Raw genomic sequence first — 16,274 nt, 5'->3', positions numbered from 1 at the left:
AATTAGTTTTTTATTGTGGAAATAAAATTTAACATTACACCAAAGTAACCTTAGAATGTCCTGCTTAACGTAAAAAATGTGATGAAAAGTGTGATGGCATTTCATTTCTAAATATTAATAAACAGAGATATCCAATAAAAAGACGTGCTTCTATCAACATGGTCCTATAAAAAGCATAGAAAACTTATGATATAACACATCCATTATGTGAAGGCCTTATACATTAGAATATGAATATACTGGTTCCTAACTTTAGGTAAATCTCAAATAACGGATTTGACTACAGTATGCTTTCATTATTTTGATGGATACTATACAAAGCACTGTGATTTAATTTAACGTTTAAGATGAAAAAGGGATGGTGTAAGATGAAAAAGCAGCTTCCACCTGGCCAATTCGAAACAGAAAAATGGCCAATACTGCACACAGGGGAAGTTCCCGAGTTTAATGAAACCACATGGAAATTAAGACTTTTTGGTGAGGTGAAGGAAGAAAAGTCCTTATCCTATAAGGAAATCATGGAGCTTCCAAAGACCATATCAAGCGTTAACATGCATTGTGTTACCACCTGGTCTAAATTTGATACAACTTTTGAAGGAATTGCACTTAGAGAGCTATTGAAATTTGTTGAAATTAATGAAGGTGTAAAATACATTAAAATTTACGGTTACTACAATGGGGACAGATTTGGTTATTCTGCAAACCTGCCGCTAGAGCCTTTATTAGGGGACGATTCTTTGTTTGTATACCGTTGGAAGGATAAAAATCATGATTGGCAAAATATTGATCCAAAACATGGTTATCCACTAAGGTTTATTCCACCAGAAGTATTTTATCTATGGAAAGGTTCAAAGTGGGTTTCAGGGATTGAGTTTATGAAAGTAGACGAGGCTGGTTTTTGGGAAGAGCTTGGCTATTCGATGACAGCAAATCCATTTAAAGAAGAGCGGTACCGTTAACACAGATTCGTCTAGGAAGCAAAAAGGAGGGTGGGAAGTACTTAAACTTTTGATACTTTGCTTCCAATAAAAAAGAAAGGCCATTTTTTGTAACGTGGCAAGTTAATGAAAGGAGAATGAATTCCAGCTATTCCGAATGGAAGAACGACAAAAACGAAAACAGAGAAAAACCGTAGTATTTTTCTCATTTGGATCGCTTTTACATGTTGGTACAGGCTAATAGAAATTCAAAGTCAACAGTGGACAGAATTTGAAAGAAAACAATTCATTTTGTTCACAAACGGGTGCAATAATGTAAAATATGCGATACCTAGAGGATCGCTTTTTTTATTTGCTATTGATACAGTCTATTTGAATAAATTAAATGGGATAAAAGATACACAAGTTTTCGAAAAAAGGTTGAGTAAGGAAGATTTGGCAAATCATAAGTAGACGGAGGATTTGAAAAATGAAATTTACTATTCGTATTTTCTTTAGCGAAAACTATAATAATTCAATATTTGAAAGAGAGCTAAAAAAATCTTTAGAGGAAATTAGTGTATCTGTTACAAGTATTAATTTTAATCAATTTGAAGAAAAATACATACATAATAAAAGGAATATGATTGAGATTAATGTTGAAGTTAAAGGGGATTTTATCGATTACAGAACCGTTTTCGGTTGTGTATTTTTAGTATTAGATGATCTTTCTTTAAATTTATCTGGATTAGATATAAATGAATAATAGGCTTCCTTAAGTGCTTTTATATGTCTAAATTTCCCCTTATTCTAAGGTCAAGGACCATTGGGCGCTTATTTCCTATCGTCTGGAATCCTCTTAGTAGTTTCAAAGACAGTTTCAGTTCAAGTGACTTTAATAAGAGATGGTGAGGTTTTATGGGATGAAATTAATGATTTGGGATCTAACGAAACGTGGTTAAAATCTGAATTACACACTCAAAATATTACAGATTATAAAGATGTTTTTTTGCAGAATGGCTTGAAGGAGACGGACTTTTTGTACAGACTTTGATTGATACACTTTTTGTTCCTTTATTACAGACTGAAGGGCTCCTAGAGGTGAAGTTTTAGCTGCCAAATTGGTGGCTTCCTTTTTGAACGGGGGTTAGTTAATAATAGGAAGCATTTGATGAAAAGGGCGACATAAAAAAGTATGGAATTTTCCATACTTTAAAAAATCGTTTTATTTATCTCTCCCAATATTGCTAATATTGCTAAAAAGAATATTGATATCACTGATTATAAAATGATTAAAATAGAAAAATTTTTGGAATCGACTTAAAAAAATTTTCCTCCTATTCAAGTACCCATTTTATTGAAACGCACCCGTTTGTGGAAGATAAATAAATTTAAAATAACTTCAAAAAATGATTTTTAGTTATTGCGCTAACGTGCAGTTATCTATAGTAACGGCTCAAAAAGTTGAAAGAAAGCACTTTTTATCGTTGATTACATGTAGTCATAGATAAACGTATTAAGAGCTTGACTTTATCCCCCTGTGGGTATAATTGATTGATCCTGCTGTTGCAGTTTTCTATCAGGCAACGAGCCTATCTATTACACCTACCGCGCTGTCGCTTACTGTCCTTGAAGTTTAGTATGGAAGAAGTACACTTCCACACTAAACTTCAAGGTTGTTTCTTTCTCCTATTACCCAAGTCCATTTTTCCATACCCTTGAATACGTTGAATACTATAATAACATAAAGTTAAGTTCTTTTAACCTAACTTCTCAATTAAAGTTCCGAAGCACCTTTATGTCATTGGGATCGAAAAAAGCATATAAAACAACAGTAAGCGACCTCGTCAATCCGTACTGGAACGACAAGGTCGCTTACATTATTTCTTCATCCAATTATAACAAACCCTTTCATTTATTTTATTAAGTATTCTCGGAACAGCGAAAGATTAGTAGAAAAAGCGCCTCCTTAAGCAGTATTATGACTCTTGGATACCTAACGTATCAATGGTCTGCTTACGCCTTACCTACTTCATTGGAATCACCTTTTCCTTAGCTAGATTAAACTCGTCCCATGTACATTTCTGTACACTTCGCCTTTCAATATCGCACTGGACTCACCCTTTTTTGTATAGATTTTAGTTATATTCCCTGTACGACTTGTACATTCGCCTTTCGCTATTTCACTGGATTCACCTTCTTATTTGATGTGTATGTTTTACTTGTCCTTATCATACACGAGTGATCGAATTTTGTAAATACAAAAAATTATAAATTTTCAAAAATTTCAGATTGTTAGTAAATAAATAGTAATAAATTGGGTCGCCAGCCCAAGGGGCATCCCGATTAGAGCAGCAACTTTGTGATCAAGCCAAATAGTTACCATATTATTTTATTAATCCCTAAAATAGGGAATTGTGGCAATTTATTTAATATTGTCAGAAAATATTTTGATTATAAATAAGCTAAAAATATGCAAAAGGTGAATAAAAACTTGCATATCTTCAGCTTATTTATAATTTGGGATATTAAACAAGTCGAGTAGAAGGGAGCCTTTCTACCTTGCGGTAAATTGTACTCCTCCCCCCTCACAGAACCGTGCTTGCGCTATTGTCTGGATAGAATTCAGGTGCGCGCACTAGTTAAAGCCACGTTTCCTGAAGCCCCCCTGCGATCCCGGACGGTCGGATTTCCCGAGTCCGGTTCTGACCTTGGATATATCATATATGAGCCTTCCCTTATTATTCTAGGATTAAATGGCGACACCCATGTTCCCCAATTAATAATAAGGTTTACTACATAATTAGCCATATTGGAAATTATTATTATTATTATTAAGGCTCTGTGTCCTTTTATCCCAATAACCTGGCATCCAAGTGCCCAGAGGTCCTTTGCTCAACTTTGGTGTTACCTTAGTTGAAATATGTTTTCTACATATTTAGAAAAGCATTACCTTTTCCTCTTAGCTACTACGACCTCATCCGTCAGTCCTAAATCCTCCTGTCAATTTCGGTGGTACCTTATATAACGGGTCTTTGCTGGTTGTTGTCGTCCCAGCTGGAAGTAGGACCTTCCCGTCGTTATCTCTGAAAATCTTTCCCTAGATGCTAGAGCCCATATCCCGGCATCCTCTATAGTGCATATAACCGTTTCTTCCTATAGAGCTTCGGCCTTCCCCAATGCGTCAATGGGTCGGCGAATCGCAACAATCCCTTCAACAGTTTCTGAAGGGGGAGCCATTTCGAGACTGCAGTATTCGTTAAATCCTTCTGGCCTCTAGGTTTGCTTGCCACACTGACTGTTCCTACCTTATATTCTCTGAGTAATATAGGCAGCTATGGCTTTTACGTCCGAGCAGAACGTGATTTGTTACCTCCTCACGCATCGGATATGCTAGTTGTCTGAATCGGTCAATTGACAACAGGAGACTTTCACTCCATTAGATTTTCAGCCTTGACGGCTGCTCCAACGCACACGGCTCCTCCTAGTTATCATTTACAAAATGTAGCTAATTTCTTTTCTTAGATTGTATATATTAACCTTAACTCTTGCGTAAGGTAATGGATATTTATTAAGAAAGAGTCTGAATTTATCCCAAGTAAATGATTTTCTTTGACTTCTTCGATTGAGCCATTTAAACAGTAAGTACCCGATTTTGTCTCTAAATTTGTTTACACTTTGGGTGTTATCTGTGATGCAATAATAGTTGTAGTAACCAATCAGTGAGCGTTTAAATCTATCCATAATCATATGAATGTCTTTATTTCTGTTAATTTTCAGCCATTCTTTAGTTTCTTTTAGTTTAGCTTGGACTTTCTTCCTGCTTGTTTTCCGTTTAACTCGGAATTTCCCTTGTTTACTTTTACCGCAATAGTGTGTAAATCCAAGGAAATCAAAAGTTGCTGGTTTACTTCTTCCCTGCTGATTTGCATTTTGCTCCGCAAACCGCCCGAAGGGAATGATTTTGGTTTTATCCTCAGCTATTTCTAGATTAAATTTCTTTAATCTCAACTTTAATGAATGGAAGAATAGCTCGGCTTCACTTTTATATTGAAAACAACAAACAAAATCATCTGCATATCTCACTATGTATGCTTGTCCCTTGCACTGTTTCCTAACCCTTTTCTCAAACCACAGGTCGAGGACATAATGGAGATAAATATTGGCTAATATCGGAGATATTACTCCACCTTGCGGTGTGCCATTGTCTGTCTTGTATTTCTTACCTTCCTCCATGTATCCACCTTTAAGAAACCTACCAATGATTCTTAGTAAGTTAGGGTCAGCGATTCGCAGTTTTAAGAACTCCATCATCCATGTGTGGTCAACGTTGTCAAAGAACCCGCGAATGTCTACATCTACTACATAATTTACTGATCTCTTTTCAATATAGTGATTCAGTATTTTCAAAGCATCGTGGCAGTTGCGATTTGGACGGAATCCAAATGAACAATCTAGAAAATCATTTTCATAGATGCTATTTAGTATTTTCGTAATGCCTCTTTGAACAATCTTATCCTCATGTTCCGGAATTCCCAATGGTCTTTTCTTGTTTGAATTGAGCTTTGGAATATACATTCTCCTTACTGGAACAGGACGATAACTTTTACTTTTAAGCCTATTTACTAAATCCTCGATGTTTTCTTTTAGATTTTTACAGTATTGCTCTTTAGTTGTACCATTAACCCCAGTTGCCTTTTTGCTAGGTAGCTCCTGGTGGCATTGAACTAGTGATTGCTCATTTAATAAATGTGTAAGAGATGTAAATTTCATTTTAGGATCAGATTTTGCTAATTCTACTATCCTTAGTAGTTTTGTTTCCATTTATTATCCCTACCTCTGAGTGTAGTAAATGTGTCCCCTAGTAAGGGTGATAACTGGTAGCTAGCCTTTCCTCCATCGGCATTACCCAACTTCATTGGTACTACGCTGCTATCCGACTCCCTACACGGCATTTGGTTTCCTTGCTTATTATCGCTTGTACACCATACTCTTCTAAAAAAAATAGAAAAGACCGGTAGGGTCTCCCGAGTTGCCGTATCATATCAATGTATAACGTGCCAAGGTCTCTGACTCCAGAGAGGTTCTACCCTTCTTGCCTTAACGAAAGATAAAATGTAGCTTTCTGCTGTGCTTAAGGCATCAGCCCTCTCAATTTACTAACATTATGGAGCTCAATCCCTTCAGCCATTTGGCTTTCGGCCCGCCACCTCACTGTCTACGCTTAAAGACTAAAGTTACCTTTAGCCCTCCAAGACTCGCTACGAGCGAATGGCTAGTTCTTACTCGACGGGAATCCCACCCGCTATATGATACGACCTATGCTCGGCCGCACAAGCACCCGTTATTTAGGTGCAATAACTCACAAACTATTGATGAAGACTATAAATTGATATATCTTCTAATCAACTACGTTTACTAATTATTATTTTTCTGTACATTCCATTCATCATTACATTTTTATCTTCATTTATCGTTAAATTTTTATTATTTCTACAGTACAGCTCTTCAAAATCTAATCCAATATCTGTTCCTAATACCTTAATAAGTGGTCTAAGAAGTTTTTTTGGTAAAGATAATTTATGTTCTTTAGATACGAATTTGTCAAAAATAATTATTTTTCCTTCTTTTTTTAGAATCCTTGTCATTTCTGTTAAACACTTATCTGCATCAGGTACAACGGAAAGAATAAGACTGGCAACCACATAATCAAATGTTTCATTTTTAAACTCCATATTTTGAGCATCCATTTCTATGAACTTAATAGAGGAATTCTTGAATTTTTCCCTAGCCCGATTTAGCATATCAGGTGAAAAGTCAATTGCTGTTATAATCAAATCCGATGGATTAATTAACTCCAAATCAGCACCTGTTCCTACGCCAACAAATAAAACTTTTTGACCACTATTAAAAGGTATCTGCTGAAATATTTGTCTTCGAGCTTTTAAGAAAACACCTGAATTAAAAATTCTATCATATATTGGAGACCAGATTCTATATATTACTCTATTCCAAGAATTATTCATTACTTTCCTCTCCTGAAGGTTTCTAATTGCGTTTAATTACTATTTCTTTACTAATTATTTGAATTCCTCTAATTGAACTCCCTCAGTTAAATACGGTTTTCTCTCGAATGCTCGCTTATTCGCAGAATTTCATACCCCTTCATATAGGGTTAACAATAAAATGATATGAGTTCAGATTAATAAGGCTCCGTGAAGGCATAGTTAAATAGAGGAGTATAGTGTAACCCCACAATTTACCATATAATGTACATGCTCCACGCCGCCCCTGGAGGCTTTCCCTCCCATGTCTCAACGGGTCAGTGCCCTTATGTGCAATAAATCTGGTACTCCGTACATATTTGAAATTCTACGAATAAGCCAACATTCGGTCAATATATTGTGCTATTTATTTCAAGGGACGAATACTCTTCAATTCTGCAATTTATTAGGCTACCAACGGTGAAAATGCTTTGAACTTATCAGGACAATAGGATTCATTTCGTTTAGATATACCTACAAAAATCCTTGCCAACTTGCCAATTAACTTCATAATCGATTTCATTTTCTTCATCTTTTTTACCTTAACATTATGAGAATGTAATGCTTGAAATTCTGGGTTATTCATCACAAGACTCATCGTTGCTAAGTAAAGGAACCGTCGCAGTCTTGATCTTCCTCGTTTAGAAATGACAATTTGGCCTTTCCACTTTCCTGAACTTGCCTCAGCTAGATGCAATCCTGCATGCCTTAGTAGAGAATTACCGTGGGCGAAACCACTTAAATCTCCTGCCTCACCTAATATGCCAGCCAAAGATATTTCACTAATTCCTTTGATGGTAAGCAGTTTCTTAGCGAAAAGAATTTTGTTTAATGCTTCGGTAACTTGTTGTTCAACTCTTTCGAGTTGTGTTACAGCTAAATCATATTCCTCTAATAACTGTTCTAAATGAAATTTATAAGCATCAAGAGCTTGTCTAGTACCGACAGATTTCTTAGCTAATTGAAGGAGTAATAGAGCCTTTTTTAACCCAGGTTGCCTCTTCATTATTGATTTCCAACCTGTGATGACATCATGAGGCTGCATTGTTTCTAATTCCATTGGGGTTGGGAATAATCGAAGGGTTGCGATTGCCCCTTTACCTTTAATATCTTTGAATACCTGTCGTAGTTCTGGGAAAACAATATCTACCCAACGATTCAATTGATTAATAGAACTGACGAGGCGTTTAACAACTACATCACGGTTAGACATAAGAACCCTAAGTTTTTCGAATGTTTCCGATGTGTACCTAACTTCAGAATAATAACCGTTCTTTACCATATCAGCGATAACTAATGCCTCTTTTTTATCACATTTTGATTGAGTATTATCACGATTTTCTTTATTCTTTTTTACTAAATGTGGATTTACGGTTACTACTTCAATATCTTGATTAGAAAGCCATTTAGAAAGATTGATCCAGTAGTGTCCTGTTGGTTCCATCCCAACAATAACTTCATCTAAGTTGTTTAATCTTTGAAGATTTTTAATCCATTTTAGAAAACTTGAAAATCCTTCTTCATTATTATTGAATGTAAGTGGTTCTCCGACTATAATTCCACGGAAATTTACAGCTCTGGCAACATGAAATTGTTGGGCTATATCCACCCCAACAACAAGATGTTTAACGGAAATTCTTTCTATCAGTTGATTTTGTTTGGTTTGCATTTTAAACTTCATAGTAGGGTTCCTCCTAAAGTTGTGAGTTAGAGTGGTGTCTATACTCATATCTTACTGAGGGACCCTATTTTTTTCAAAGTTGAAAAATAACGATCTACAGGAATGCTAACCTGCCAGTTACTTTAAGTGAAAATATTCACAATTTCTTTATTAAAAAACCCCTTTTCATTTTGATTCTTAATATTTGAACAAATAACCCTGAAGGCTATAAAGCAGGCTTAAGCCTTCAAAAGTTGCTTAAGCAAGAGTGCCCCTTTCCATTCCATCTCAATTTTCAACTAGGTGCTTAACTTCAAAAGGTTTGAATTAAATTAAGGAAAAACAACTAAAGACAGTGAATGTTCAAATAAAATAGCCCTCACACATCAATGTTGAGGACTCTGTGTTTCTTCGTATTCCTTTACTATCCGGTAAAATGTACTCCTAGGCACGTTAACCTTCTTCATAGTCTCAACTGCTGTTATCTCATTTTCTTTCCATTGTTTGTATGCTTGTTCAAACTCTTGAGTAATTTCAGTTTTTGGTCTGCCAAGATGTTTCCCTTTAGCTTTTGCTACCGCAATCCCCTCAGCCTGCCTTGTCTTGATTTCCTCACGTTCTTTTTCGGCGAATGCAGTAAGAAGAGTCAAAATGATTGTTTGTATTGCTCGCTTCATAACATCGTCATGTTCATTGCTGGTGTTAATCATAGGCTCCTTTATGAAACGCAGCTGCACTCCATTTTTTACAAACCATTTATATTCCTTCATTGTGTGATCCATATTCCGTCCCATCCGAGTAATGGAATCAAATACAACCGTATCCCCTTCACGCACCATTTGTTTTAATAATTGATACTGAGGACGTTCAAAGTTTTTACCACTGGCCTATCAGTGAATATATCCCGTTCTTCAATTCCTTCCTCATGGTCTCCATTTGCCTCGCCTCGTTTTGTTCTTTTGATGATACACGGATATAACCGAATAGTTCATATGACCAAATCTCCCTTTCTATGAAATATTTATTATTAGTTGTCTTAACAATATATCAATCTATCCCAAAAGATAAATCATAATTTCAGGATATCCCAAAAATGTTTTTATAACCTTTTAAGACTACATGAACGTTGATTTTATAGGGAGCATGTAACCATCCCGAAAGGTGTACCTTTTGAAACAACTAAAAATTTATAAAGGTCAATGTAAATTTATTAACCCTTGTAAATGATTTTTGTCACCTTTATAGACTAAAAAGAAGGAAAAGTGCACTCTTATAAATAAGCTCTATTTGTACGGTCGTCGTGGGTGGAATCTCCTAAAGCTCCATGAATAATCGCTACTTTATCCCCTTTTTTAAGTTTGCTAGCAATGAACTTTCCCGCTTGTTTACACGCCGCTAAGTTTCCCAGCTAGCCGCCAAAGCACCCAGTAGTAAAACTGGAATCAGTACTTTCATATATTTTTTCATATTTTTTGCCCCTTTTATTTCTTTGATTATGATAATAGATAGTTCAATCAGAAATAAGGAATCGTATTTGTTAAAATATTGTTTTACTTTGAGAAAACACTATATTATCGGCTTTGTTAAATTATTTATACTTTCTTACTATAGTAAGAAAACCGGGACACCAAATAGAGTGTCCCGGTCGTTTTTTATTTTGCTTTATCAACGAATTCGTTTGTGTAAGTTTGGCTAAGATCGACATTTTGAACTGGTTTAAACGCAGAAAGTATTTTTTTCACATTTTCAGGAGTGCCATCCGGCATTTTTCCGTCTGTTGTAAACATTGGAAGTTGCCCCTTTAGAGCTTGTACATATACGGCTTTGTCACCTGCATAATATTCCTCAGGCATTTTATCAGCAATTTCTTCTGGTGTATGAGAGCTCATCCATTTCAATGTTTTTACATAAGCATTAGCTAATTTTTGAACCACATCAGGATGTGCCTTTACATAATCGTTGTTCATATATAGGCTTGTAGCAGCATATCCTCCGCCCAAAGCTTCCTTCGTTCCTTCTTTAGAGTTCATGTCAACAAACGTGTATGCCAAATTTTTATTTTTAAGAAGCGTAGCAGTCGGTTCACTCGTTACAGCGGCATCAATACGTTTATTTTGCATCGCAGCAATTAACGTTTGACCGGCTCCTACAGGGAGTGGCTTATAATCGCTCTCTTTATTTCCACCTTTTACTACATTATAGCTGGCAAGCATATTGGTAGAGGAGCCAAGTCCTGTTACCCCAATGGTCAGTCCTTTTAAATCCGCCAGTGTTTTTATTTTGTCTTTTAATCTAGTCGCAACCATCAGTTGTTCCCCTGGAACATCAGCCATGGTAACAACCGCTTCAACCTTTTTACCTTTTGATTGTAAATCCAGAGTATGATCGTAGAATCCACCTGCGCCATCAACCTGACCTGCTAAAAGTGCAGTTTCCGCATTTTGTCCTGCACTTTCCGAAATAAGAGTGACGTTGAGTCCTTCCTCCTTGTAAAGATCGAGCTTTTCAGCCAGCATAAAAGGCAGATAAATAATTTTTTCCAACCCTCCAACCATAATCGATACCTTAGGAGTTGTTGTAGACACACTGCTTTTAGCCTTGTCCTTGCTTGGCGCAGATGTAGACGTGTTCGAGGAACAGCCTGTTAACAGCATAGCTGCTACTGCCATACCTGAAACTCCTACACTTAATCTTTTCATCGTCTTATTCATTCAAAATCCCCCTTATTTTTTTTATTGACGGATGTTCCGCCAAGCGATAAACCGTTTTTCTAATTTCGATACACCCCAATCAGCTATGAGGGCGGTTATAGATAAAATGACCATCCCTGCAAAAACCCCTGTCGTATCGAACGCACCCTGAGCTTGTGCAATTAAGTATCCTAACCCCTCTGTCGCGCCGATGAATTCCCCTACAACAGCCCCAATTAGAGCAAAACCAAAGCTAGAATGTAAGCTTGATAGAATCCAGGTAAGAGCGGATGGAATAATGACATGCTTTGCTAACTGACGCTTACTTGCACCTAACAACCGGGCATTGTTTACAAGATTCCGGTCCACTTCCCTGACCCCTTGAAAAGCATTAAAGAACACGATGAAAAATGTTAGGACAAGTCCTGAAGCGACCTTTGATGACATCCCAAGTCCAAACCATAAAATAAAAATCGGCACGAGTACGACACGTGGAATGGCATTGATCATCTTAATATAAGGTCCTAAAATAACGGACAGCAGTTCGTTTACCCCTAAGGCATAGCCGAAAATAATACCTGCGATTCCCCCCAATATAAAAGAAAGAATGGTCTCTTCAAAGGTAGCCAAAAACTGAACATAAAGCGGACCAGCAGTTGTTCCATCAACAGCCCATGTCCAAATATGCTTCACAATATCGAATGGACTGGAAAAAAAGAATGGATCAATGATTTTATTGCTAGATAAAATTTGCCAGGTTCCCATGAGAATAATAAATACTGACCATTGCAAACTTAGATTGCGAATTCGAAGCTTTATGGCCTTCTTTCTTATCTCTGCTTTTCGTGAGACAACCTCAACATTAACTTGATTGGGAATGGAGTTTGTTTGCGCTTTCATAACTGATCATCACCTCATCTTTCAGATCTTCCCAAATTTGCTTATGGATTCTCATAAACGCAGGGTCAAAGCTTATTTCTGCTACATTTCGTGGTCTTGGCAAATCAATCCTGTAATCTCCTTTGACTGTTGCACCCGGACCCGCTGTAAGAACAATGACACGGTCACTTAACGCAATAGCCTCTTCTAGATCATGAGTAATAAAAAAGACGGAAGCGGACGTTTCTTCCCAAATCCTCAGTAGTTCATCTTCCATTAAATGTCTTGTGTGTACATCAAGGGCCGAAAACGACTCGTCCATAAGAAGAATCTCTGGTTGGACAATCAGGCATTGCGCTAAGGCAACCCTCTTTCTCATTCCCCCTGAAAGCTGAGAAGGATAATGCCCCTCAAATCCTTTAAGTCCGACGCGGGCTATCCATTTCTTTGCCTCTTCATAGGCATCCGCCTTGTTCATTCCACGTAATCGCAGCCCGAGAGAGACATTGTCAATGACAGTTTTCCACGGAAAGGCATTTTCCGTTTGGAAGACACATGCAGCCCTTTGGTTAATGCCTTCTAATTTTTCACCAGAAATAAGGACCTCACCTGCCGAAGGTGATTCAAACCCCGCAATCAAGCTTAATGTGGTAGATTTTCCACAACCTGTCGGTCCTACAATGGAAACAAATTCCCCTTTTGGGATTTTCAAATTTATATTTCTTAGAACGGTATGAACTTCTCCGGATGGCTTGACAAACTCTTTTGTTACTCCCTTTAATTCCATCATAGCTGGAGTTAATGGTGTCATAGCTCGATACACCTGTTTCTCAAATACACTCACTTGATTCCCCCATTTCTATATTTTGATAGCGCTTGCAAATTGATTATAGAAAATTCCAAACATTAAGAAAATATTTCCCCAATAACTTTAATAAAAACAATAAACACAATTTAAACGATTTCCCCAACGCAAAAAAACGATATTTTAATATAGACTGCTATTTAGTTTTTATTTTAAAATTAAGTATAGTTTCTATTTTTCAGAAAATTAAATGCCTACTATTTTAAATGGCAAGGATGTGAAGCAACTTGAAGAAAAAAAAAAGACAAGTGAAGTTACGAACCAAAATCAACGGTCTTATTCTTTTAAATCTCCTATTTGTCCTGTTACTTGTTACCGTCTCTCTTTCATTTATAATGGTTCACCGGGAGTATGATGAAGCGGGACAAAATGCTTTAACTGTTGCTAAAACGGTAGCGGGGCTTCCTGAAGTGATTCAAGCCTTTAAAGAGCCTAATCCCTCTTCCATCATTCAACCAATTGCTGAAGATATTCAAGAAAAATCGGGTGCACAATTTGTTGTGGTATCCAATATGAACTTAATTCGTTACAGCCATCCGGACACATCTCTAATTGGCAAGCATATGGTTGGAGATGATGACAAACAAGTTTTGCTAGGGCATGGGAGTATTACACGTGCTACTGGCACTCTCGGTCTTTCCATCCGAGGCAAATATCCTGTTTTTGACGAACAGAATCATCAAATAGGGGTTGTTTCAGTAGGTTTTTTAATGCAGAATATATGGAAAAAGATTACTTCTCTCATTTTGAAAATAATCGGAACAGGCATCATTGCCTTAATCGCAGGGCTTATCGGAGCCTTCATCCTTTCAGGCCATATAAAAAAACAAATTCTTAATCTTGAGCCTCATGAGATTGCCTTTCTGAGCCAACAGCAAGCGGCCATTTTAGAATCGATTCGCGAGGGAATTGTAGCAATTGACACGAACGGTAAAATAATGACCTTCAATCGAGAAGCTAAAAGCTTATTAGAGAAGGAAACAGGAGATTTAAAAGGGAAAGCGATTACATCGGTTCTACCGAATTCACGGCTGACTGAAGTAATTAAGGAGGGTGCTTCTCACTATGACCAACCCATGATTATTGGAAATTCCTTAGTCGTAGTAAACCGAATTCCTGTCAAAATTGATGGAAAAGTAATTGGAGCTGTAGCCAGCTTTCGTGATAAATTGCATTTAGATCAGCTGGACCAGCGATTGGTTGATATTGGTCAATACGTGGATACACTAAGGAGCCAGCGTCATGAATTTATGAATAAACTACACCTCATTTCAGGCCTTATTCAAATGAAGGAATATGATCTGGTGAAGGATCTCATTGAAGAAGTCCATGTCGAGCAGCAGAATGTTCTTAACTTTTTTCTCGCAAAAGTACGTGATCCTGCTATTGTGGGGGTGCTTATCGGGAAAATGCATCGGGCAAAAGAGCTGGGGATTCAGCTAGCTATCACTGATGACTCAAGTGTATCGGAAATATGTCCACATCGAGAAACAGTCTTAACAATCCTTGGCAATGCTATAGAAAACTCAATGGAAGCGATAACAAAAACAAAGAATGATAGAGATGCGGTAATTTCTGTACATATAAAGGAAAATCTTGACCTGCTCTCTTTACAAGTCAGCGACAATGGACCAGGCGTTGATCCAGAACTAGGTGATCATATTTTTGACGATGGAGGTACCACCAAAGGGGAAGGTCGTGGATTCGGTCTAGCATTAGTGACACGATTGGTTTCACGGTTAAACGGAAAGATGGTAATGAATTCTTCATCGGAGGGAGCAACATTACAAGTTAGATTACCTGTTAGGGGGGATAAAAATGACTCATCAAGAATTGCGAGTTCTAGTGGTTGATGATGATTTCATGATCGCAAAGCTACATGGGAAATTTATTTCTAAGCAAAAAGGTTATCAATTGGTCGGGTCTGCTTATAGCTATGATGAAGCATTAAAGATGGTGGAAAAATTGGAGCCGGATTTAGTTTTATTGGATGTCTATCTACCTGATGGTTCTGGTATTGAGCTTCTTCGAACGATTCGGTTACAAAATAAACGCTGTGATGTGATCTTAATAACGGCTGCCAAGGAACTTGAAATCGTGGAAGATGGATTCCGATTTGGGATCATTGATTATTTGATCAAGCCTTTTGACCTAACCCAACTACAAACCTCCTTGATTAAATATTTAAATTTTAAATCACGTCTTTCTAGTTTCACCCAGCTTGATCAAAGCACAGTGAATGATTTAAAAAAGCTGCGAGTTTCTGAATCTTCGTCCTCCCCACTCAATCAAAAAGGGATTGATTTACGTACTTTAGAAAAAATAAGGAATTGCTTGATTCACTCACCTGATTCTTTAAGTGCCGATCAAATTGCAAAACTAGCTGGCGTTAGTCTATCAACAACCAGAACATATTTATCCTATATGGTCGAAGAACAAGAAGTGAAAGAAGAACAACAATATGGAACCGTTGGGCGACCACTTCGGTTGTATCGGATTACACCTCTTGCATCTTCCAATTGATAAAGGTAGGGCTTAGAAAATTTCTAAGCCTTTTTAATATGTTCTGGAGCAATGGTTTAATACTCTCCTTTAATGACAAAAAACGAGCCCCGAATGGTTCCAGCTAGTTTTGACTTCTGCCTAGCAAACTTAAACTTGCCTTCTAACTCCTTTGGTACCTCCATCCCTTCAGAAAGCTTAAAACCAACAGCTCGCTTCGGCTTAGGGCCATCAACCGTATACATGACGTTGACCTCAAGACCATCCTCATAAAAGACGTAAGCCATTTTGATATTTTCCACCTGAAAACGTGACGTTTCTAATGGTTTGGCTGCAAACTCAATATCACGTTCTTCTTTCAAAATTCGGTTCACATAAACAAGTGTTTCCTGGCTTTCGCTAACCGGTACAACTGTAAATTCATGCTTGTATTTGTTCATAAAGTAGCGGGCTTCATTCGCACGTAAACCAGCAAGCGTTTCTACTACAGGTGAAGACTCTAAACCAACCGTGGACACATTTTTAAAATCAACGATATAAGACATTTCCATCCCTCTCAATCTCTTTATTTCTATTGAAAATCTAATGATAATTATCCGACACCTATCAGTGTCTAGTCAATTTTCATTATTAACATAATGGTCTTAGTTTTATTCTTCTATCGACTAGTATAGGCTCCTTCGGGGAAATTCATAAGATTGTCTGGAAATGGAATGC

The 16,274-nt window shown here is 37.1% G+C and carries 12 protein-coding genes and 1 pseudogene; 5 read left to right on the top strand and 8 right to left on the bottom strand.

Translation table 11 applies throughout. The features are described 5' to 3' along the window. Positions 1-368 precede the first annotated feature (368 nt). The 3 genes from JOC76_RS18035 (at position 369) to JOC76_RS30895 (ending at position 1,971) form a co-directional block, all read left to right on the top strand. Entirely contained in the window at positions 369-959 is a 591-nt protein-coding gene (locus JOC76_RS18035) for a molybdopterin-dependent oxidoreductase (RefSeq protein WP_205179851.1), read from the top strand. A 448-nt stretch (positions 960-1,407) separates the two neighbouring features. Then, positions 1,408-1,683, top strand: a complete 276-nt coding sequence (locus JOC76_RS18030; protein WP_205179848.1) for a hypothetical protein — start codon at positions 1,408-1,410, stop codon at positions 1,681-1,683. A gap of 123 nt (positions 1,684-1,806) precedes the next feature. Continuing rightward, entirely contained in the window at positions 1,807-1,971 is a 165-nt protein-coding gene (locus tag JOC76_RS30895) for a YetF domain-containing protein (RefSeq protein WP_372441972.1), read from the top strand. A gap of 2,441 nt (positions 1,972-4,412) precedes the next feature. Here the strand turns inward: JOC76_RS30895 and ltrA are convergent. From ltrA to JOC76_RS17995, 7 genes and pseudogenes are all read right to left on the bottom strand, one after another. Continuing rightward, positions 4,413-5,741: a group II intron reverse transcriptase/maturase gene (gene ltrA, locus JOC76_RS18025; protein WP_205179846.1), complete on the bottom strand. Its 1,329-nt coding sequence runs from the start codon at positions 5,739-5,741 to the stop codon at positions 4,413-4,415. A 581-nt stretch (positions 5,742-6,322) separates the two neighbouring features. Further along, a complete protein-coding gene (locus tag JOC76_RS18020) occupies positions 6,323-6,943 on the bottom strand; it encodes a class I SAM-dependent methyltransferase (RefSeq protein ID WP_205179844.1) in 621 nt (206 codons plus the stop codon). A gap of 424 nt (positions 6,944-7,367) precedes the next feature. Then, the gene (locus tag JOC76_RS18015) at positions 7,368-8,642 is read right to left on the bottom strand and encodes an IS110 family RNA-guided transposase (RefSeq protein ID WP_205179842.1); all 1,275 of its coding nucleotides are present in this window, start codon (positions 8,640-8,642) and stop codon (positions 7,368-7,370) included. Between the two features lie 365 nt (positions 8,643-9,007). Further along, positions 9,008-9,557: pseudogene (locus tag JOC76_RS18010) on the bottom strand (recombinase family protein). A 716-nt stretch (positions 9,558-10,273) separates the two neighbouring features. After that, positions 10,274-11,332: an ABC transporter substrate-binding protein gene (locus JOC76_RS18005; protein WP_205179840.1), complete on the bottom strand. Its 1,059-nt coding sequence runs from the start codon at positions 11,330-11,332 to the stop codon at positions 10,274-10,276. A gap of 21 nt (positions 11,333-11,353) precedes the next feature. Then, positions 11,354-12,211, bottom strand: a complete 858-nt coding sequence (locus tag JOC76_RS18000; protein ID WP_205179831.1) for an ABC transporter permease — start codon at positions 12,209-12,211, stop codon at positions 11,354-11,356. Beyond that, positions 12,174-13,034: an ABC transporter ATP-binding protein gene (locus JOC76_RS17995; RefSeq protein WP_205179829.1), complete on the bottom strand. Its 861-nt coding sequence runs from the start codon at positions 13,032-13,034 to the stop codon at positions 12,174-12,176. Before JOC76_RS17995 ends, JOC76_RS18000 begins: the two co-directional genes overlap by 38 nt. A 248-nt stretch (positions 13,035-13,282) precedes the next feature. On the opposite strand from JOC76_RS17995, the gene JOC76_RS17990 reads away from it, so the two are divergent. Next, positions 13,283-14,908: an ATP-binding protein gene (locus tag JOC76_RS17990; protein WP_205179828.1), complete on the top strand. Its 1,626-nt coding sequence runs from the start codon at positions 13,283-13,285 to the stop codon at positions 14,906-14,908. Continuing rightward, positions 14,874-15,578: a response regulator gene (locus JOC76_RS17985; RefSeq protein WP_205179827.1), complete on the top strand. Its 705-nt coding sequence runs from the start codon at positions 14,874-14,876 to the stop codon at positions 15,576-15,578. Before JOC76_RS17990 ends, JOC76_RS17985 begins: the two co-directional genes overlap by 35 nt. Positions 15,579-15,634: 56 nt before the next feature. On the opposite strand, the gene JOC76_RS17980 is transcribed toward JOC76_RS17985, so the two are convergent. Beyond that, on the bottom strand, positions 15,635-16,102 hold the full coding sequence (locus JOC76_RS17980; protein ID WP_205179822.1) for a DUF8821 family protein: 468 nt from the start codon (positions 16,100-16,102) through the stop codon (positions 15,635-15,637). Positions 16,103-16,274 lie beyond the last annotated feature (172 nt).

This window comes from Neobacillus cucumis (genome assembly GCF_016908975.1).
Lineage (GTDB): Bacteria > Bacillota > Bacilli > Bacillales > Cytobacillaceae > Neobacillus > Neobacillus cucumis.
The sequence above is the reverse complement of the archived record's forward strand: the minus strand, read 5'-3'. Positions and strand labels throughout refer to the sequence as shown.

Bases quoted from the DNA above. Each gene is read 5' to 3' on its own strand.
- JOC76_RS18035 (WP_205179851.1), top strand. From the start codon at position 369: ATGAAAAAGCAGCTTCCACCTGGCCAATTCGAAACAGAAAAATGGCCA.
- JOC76_RS18030 (WP_205179848.1), top strand. From the start codon at position 1,408: ATGAAATTTACTATTCGTATTTTCTTTAGCGAAAACTATAATAATTCA.
- ltrA (WP_205179846.1), bottom strand. From the start codon at position 5,741: ATGGAAACAAAACTACTAAGGATAGTAGAATTAGCAAAATCTGATCCT.
- JOC76_RS18020 (WP_205179844.1), bottom strand. From the start codon at position 6,943: ATGAATAATTCTTGGAATAGAGTAATATATAGAATCTGGTCTCCAATA.
- JOC76_RS18015 (WP_205179842.1), bottom strand. From the start codon at position 8,642: ATGAAGTTTAAAATGCAAACCAAACAAAATCAACTGATAGAAAGAATT.
- JOC76_RS18005 (WP_205179840.1), bottom strand. From the start codon at position 11,332: ATGAATAAGACGATGAAAAGATTAAGTGTAGGAGTTTCAGGTATGGCA.
- JOC76_RS18000 (WP_205179831.1), bottom strand. From the start codon at position 12,211: ATGAAAGCGCAAACAAACTCCATTCCCAATCAAGTTAATGTTGAGGTT.
- JOC76_RS17985 (WP_205179827.1), top strand. From the start codon at position 14,874: ATGACTCATCAAGAATTGCGAGTTCTAGTGGTTGATGATGATTTCATG.
- JOC76_RS17980 (WP_205179822.1), bottom strand. From the start codon at position 16,102: ATGTCTTATATCGTTGATTTTAAAAATGTGTCCACGGTTGGTTTAGAG.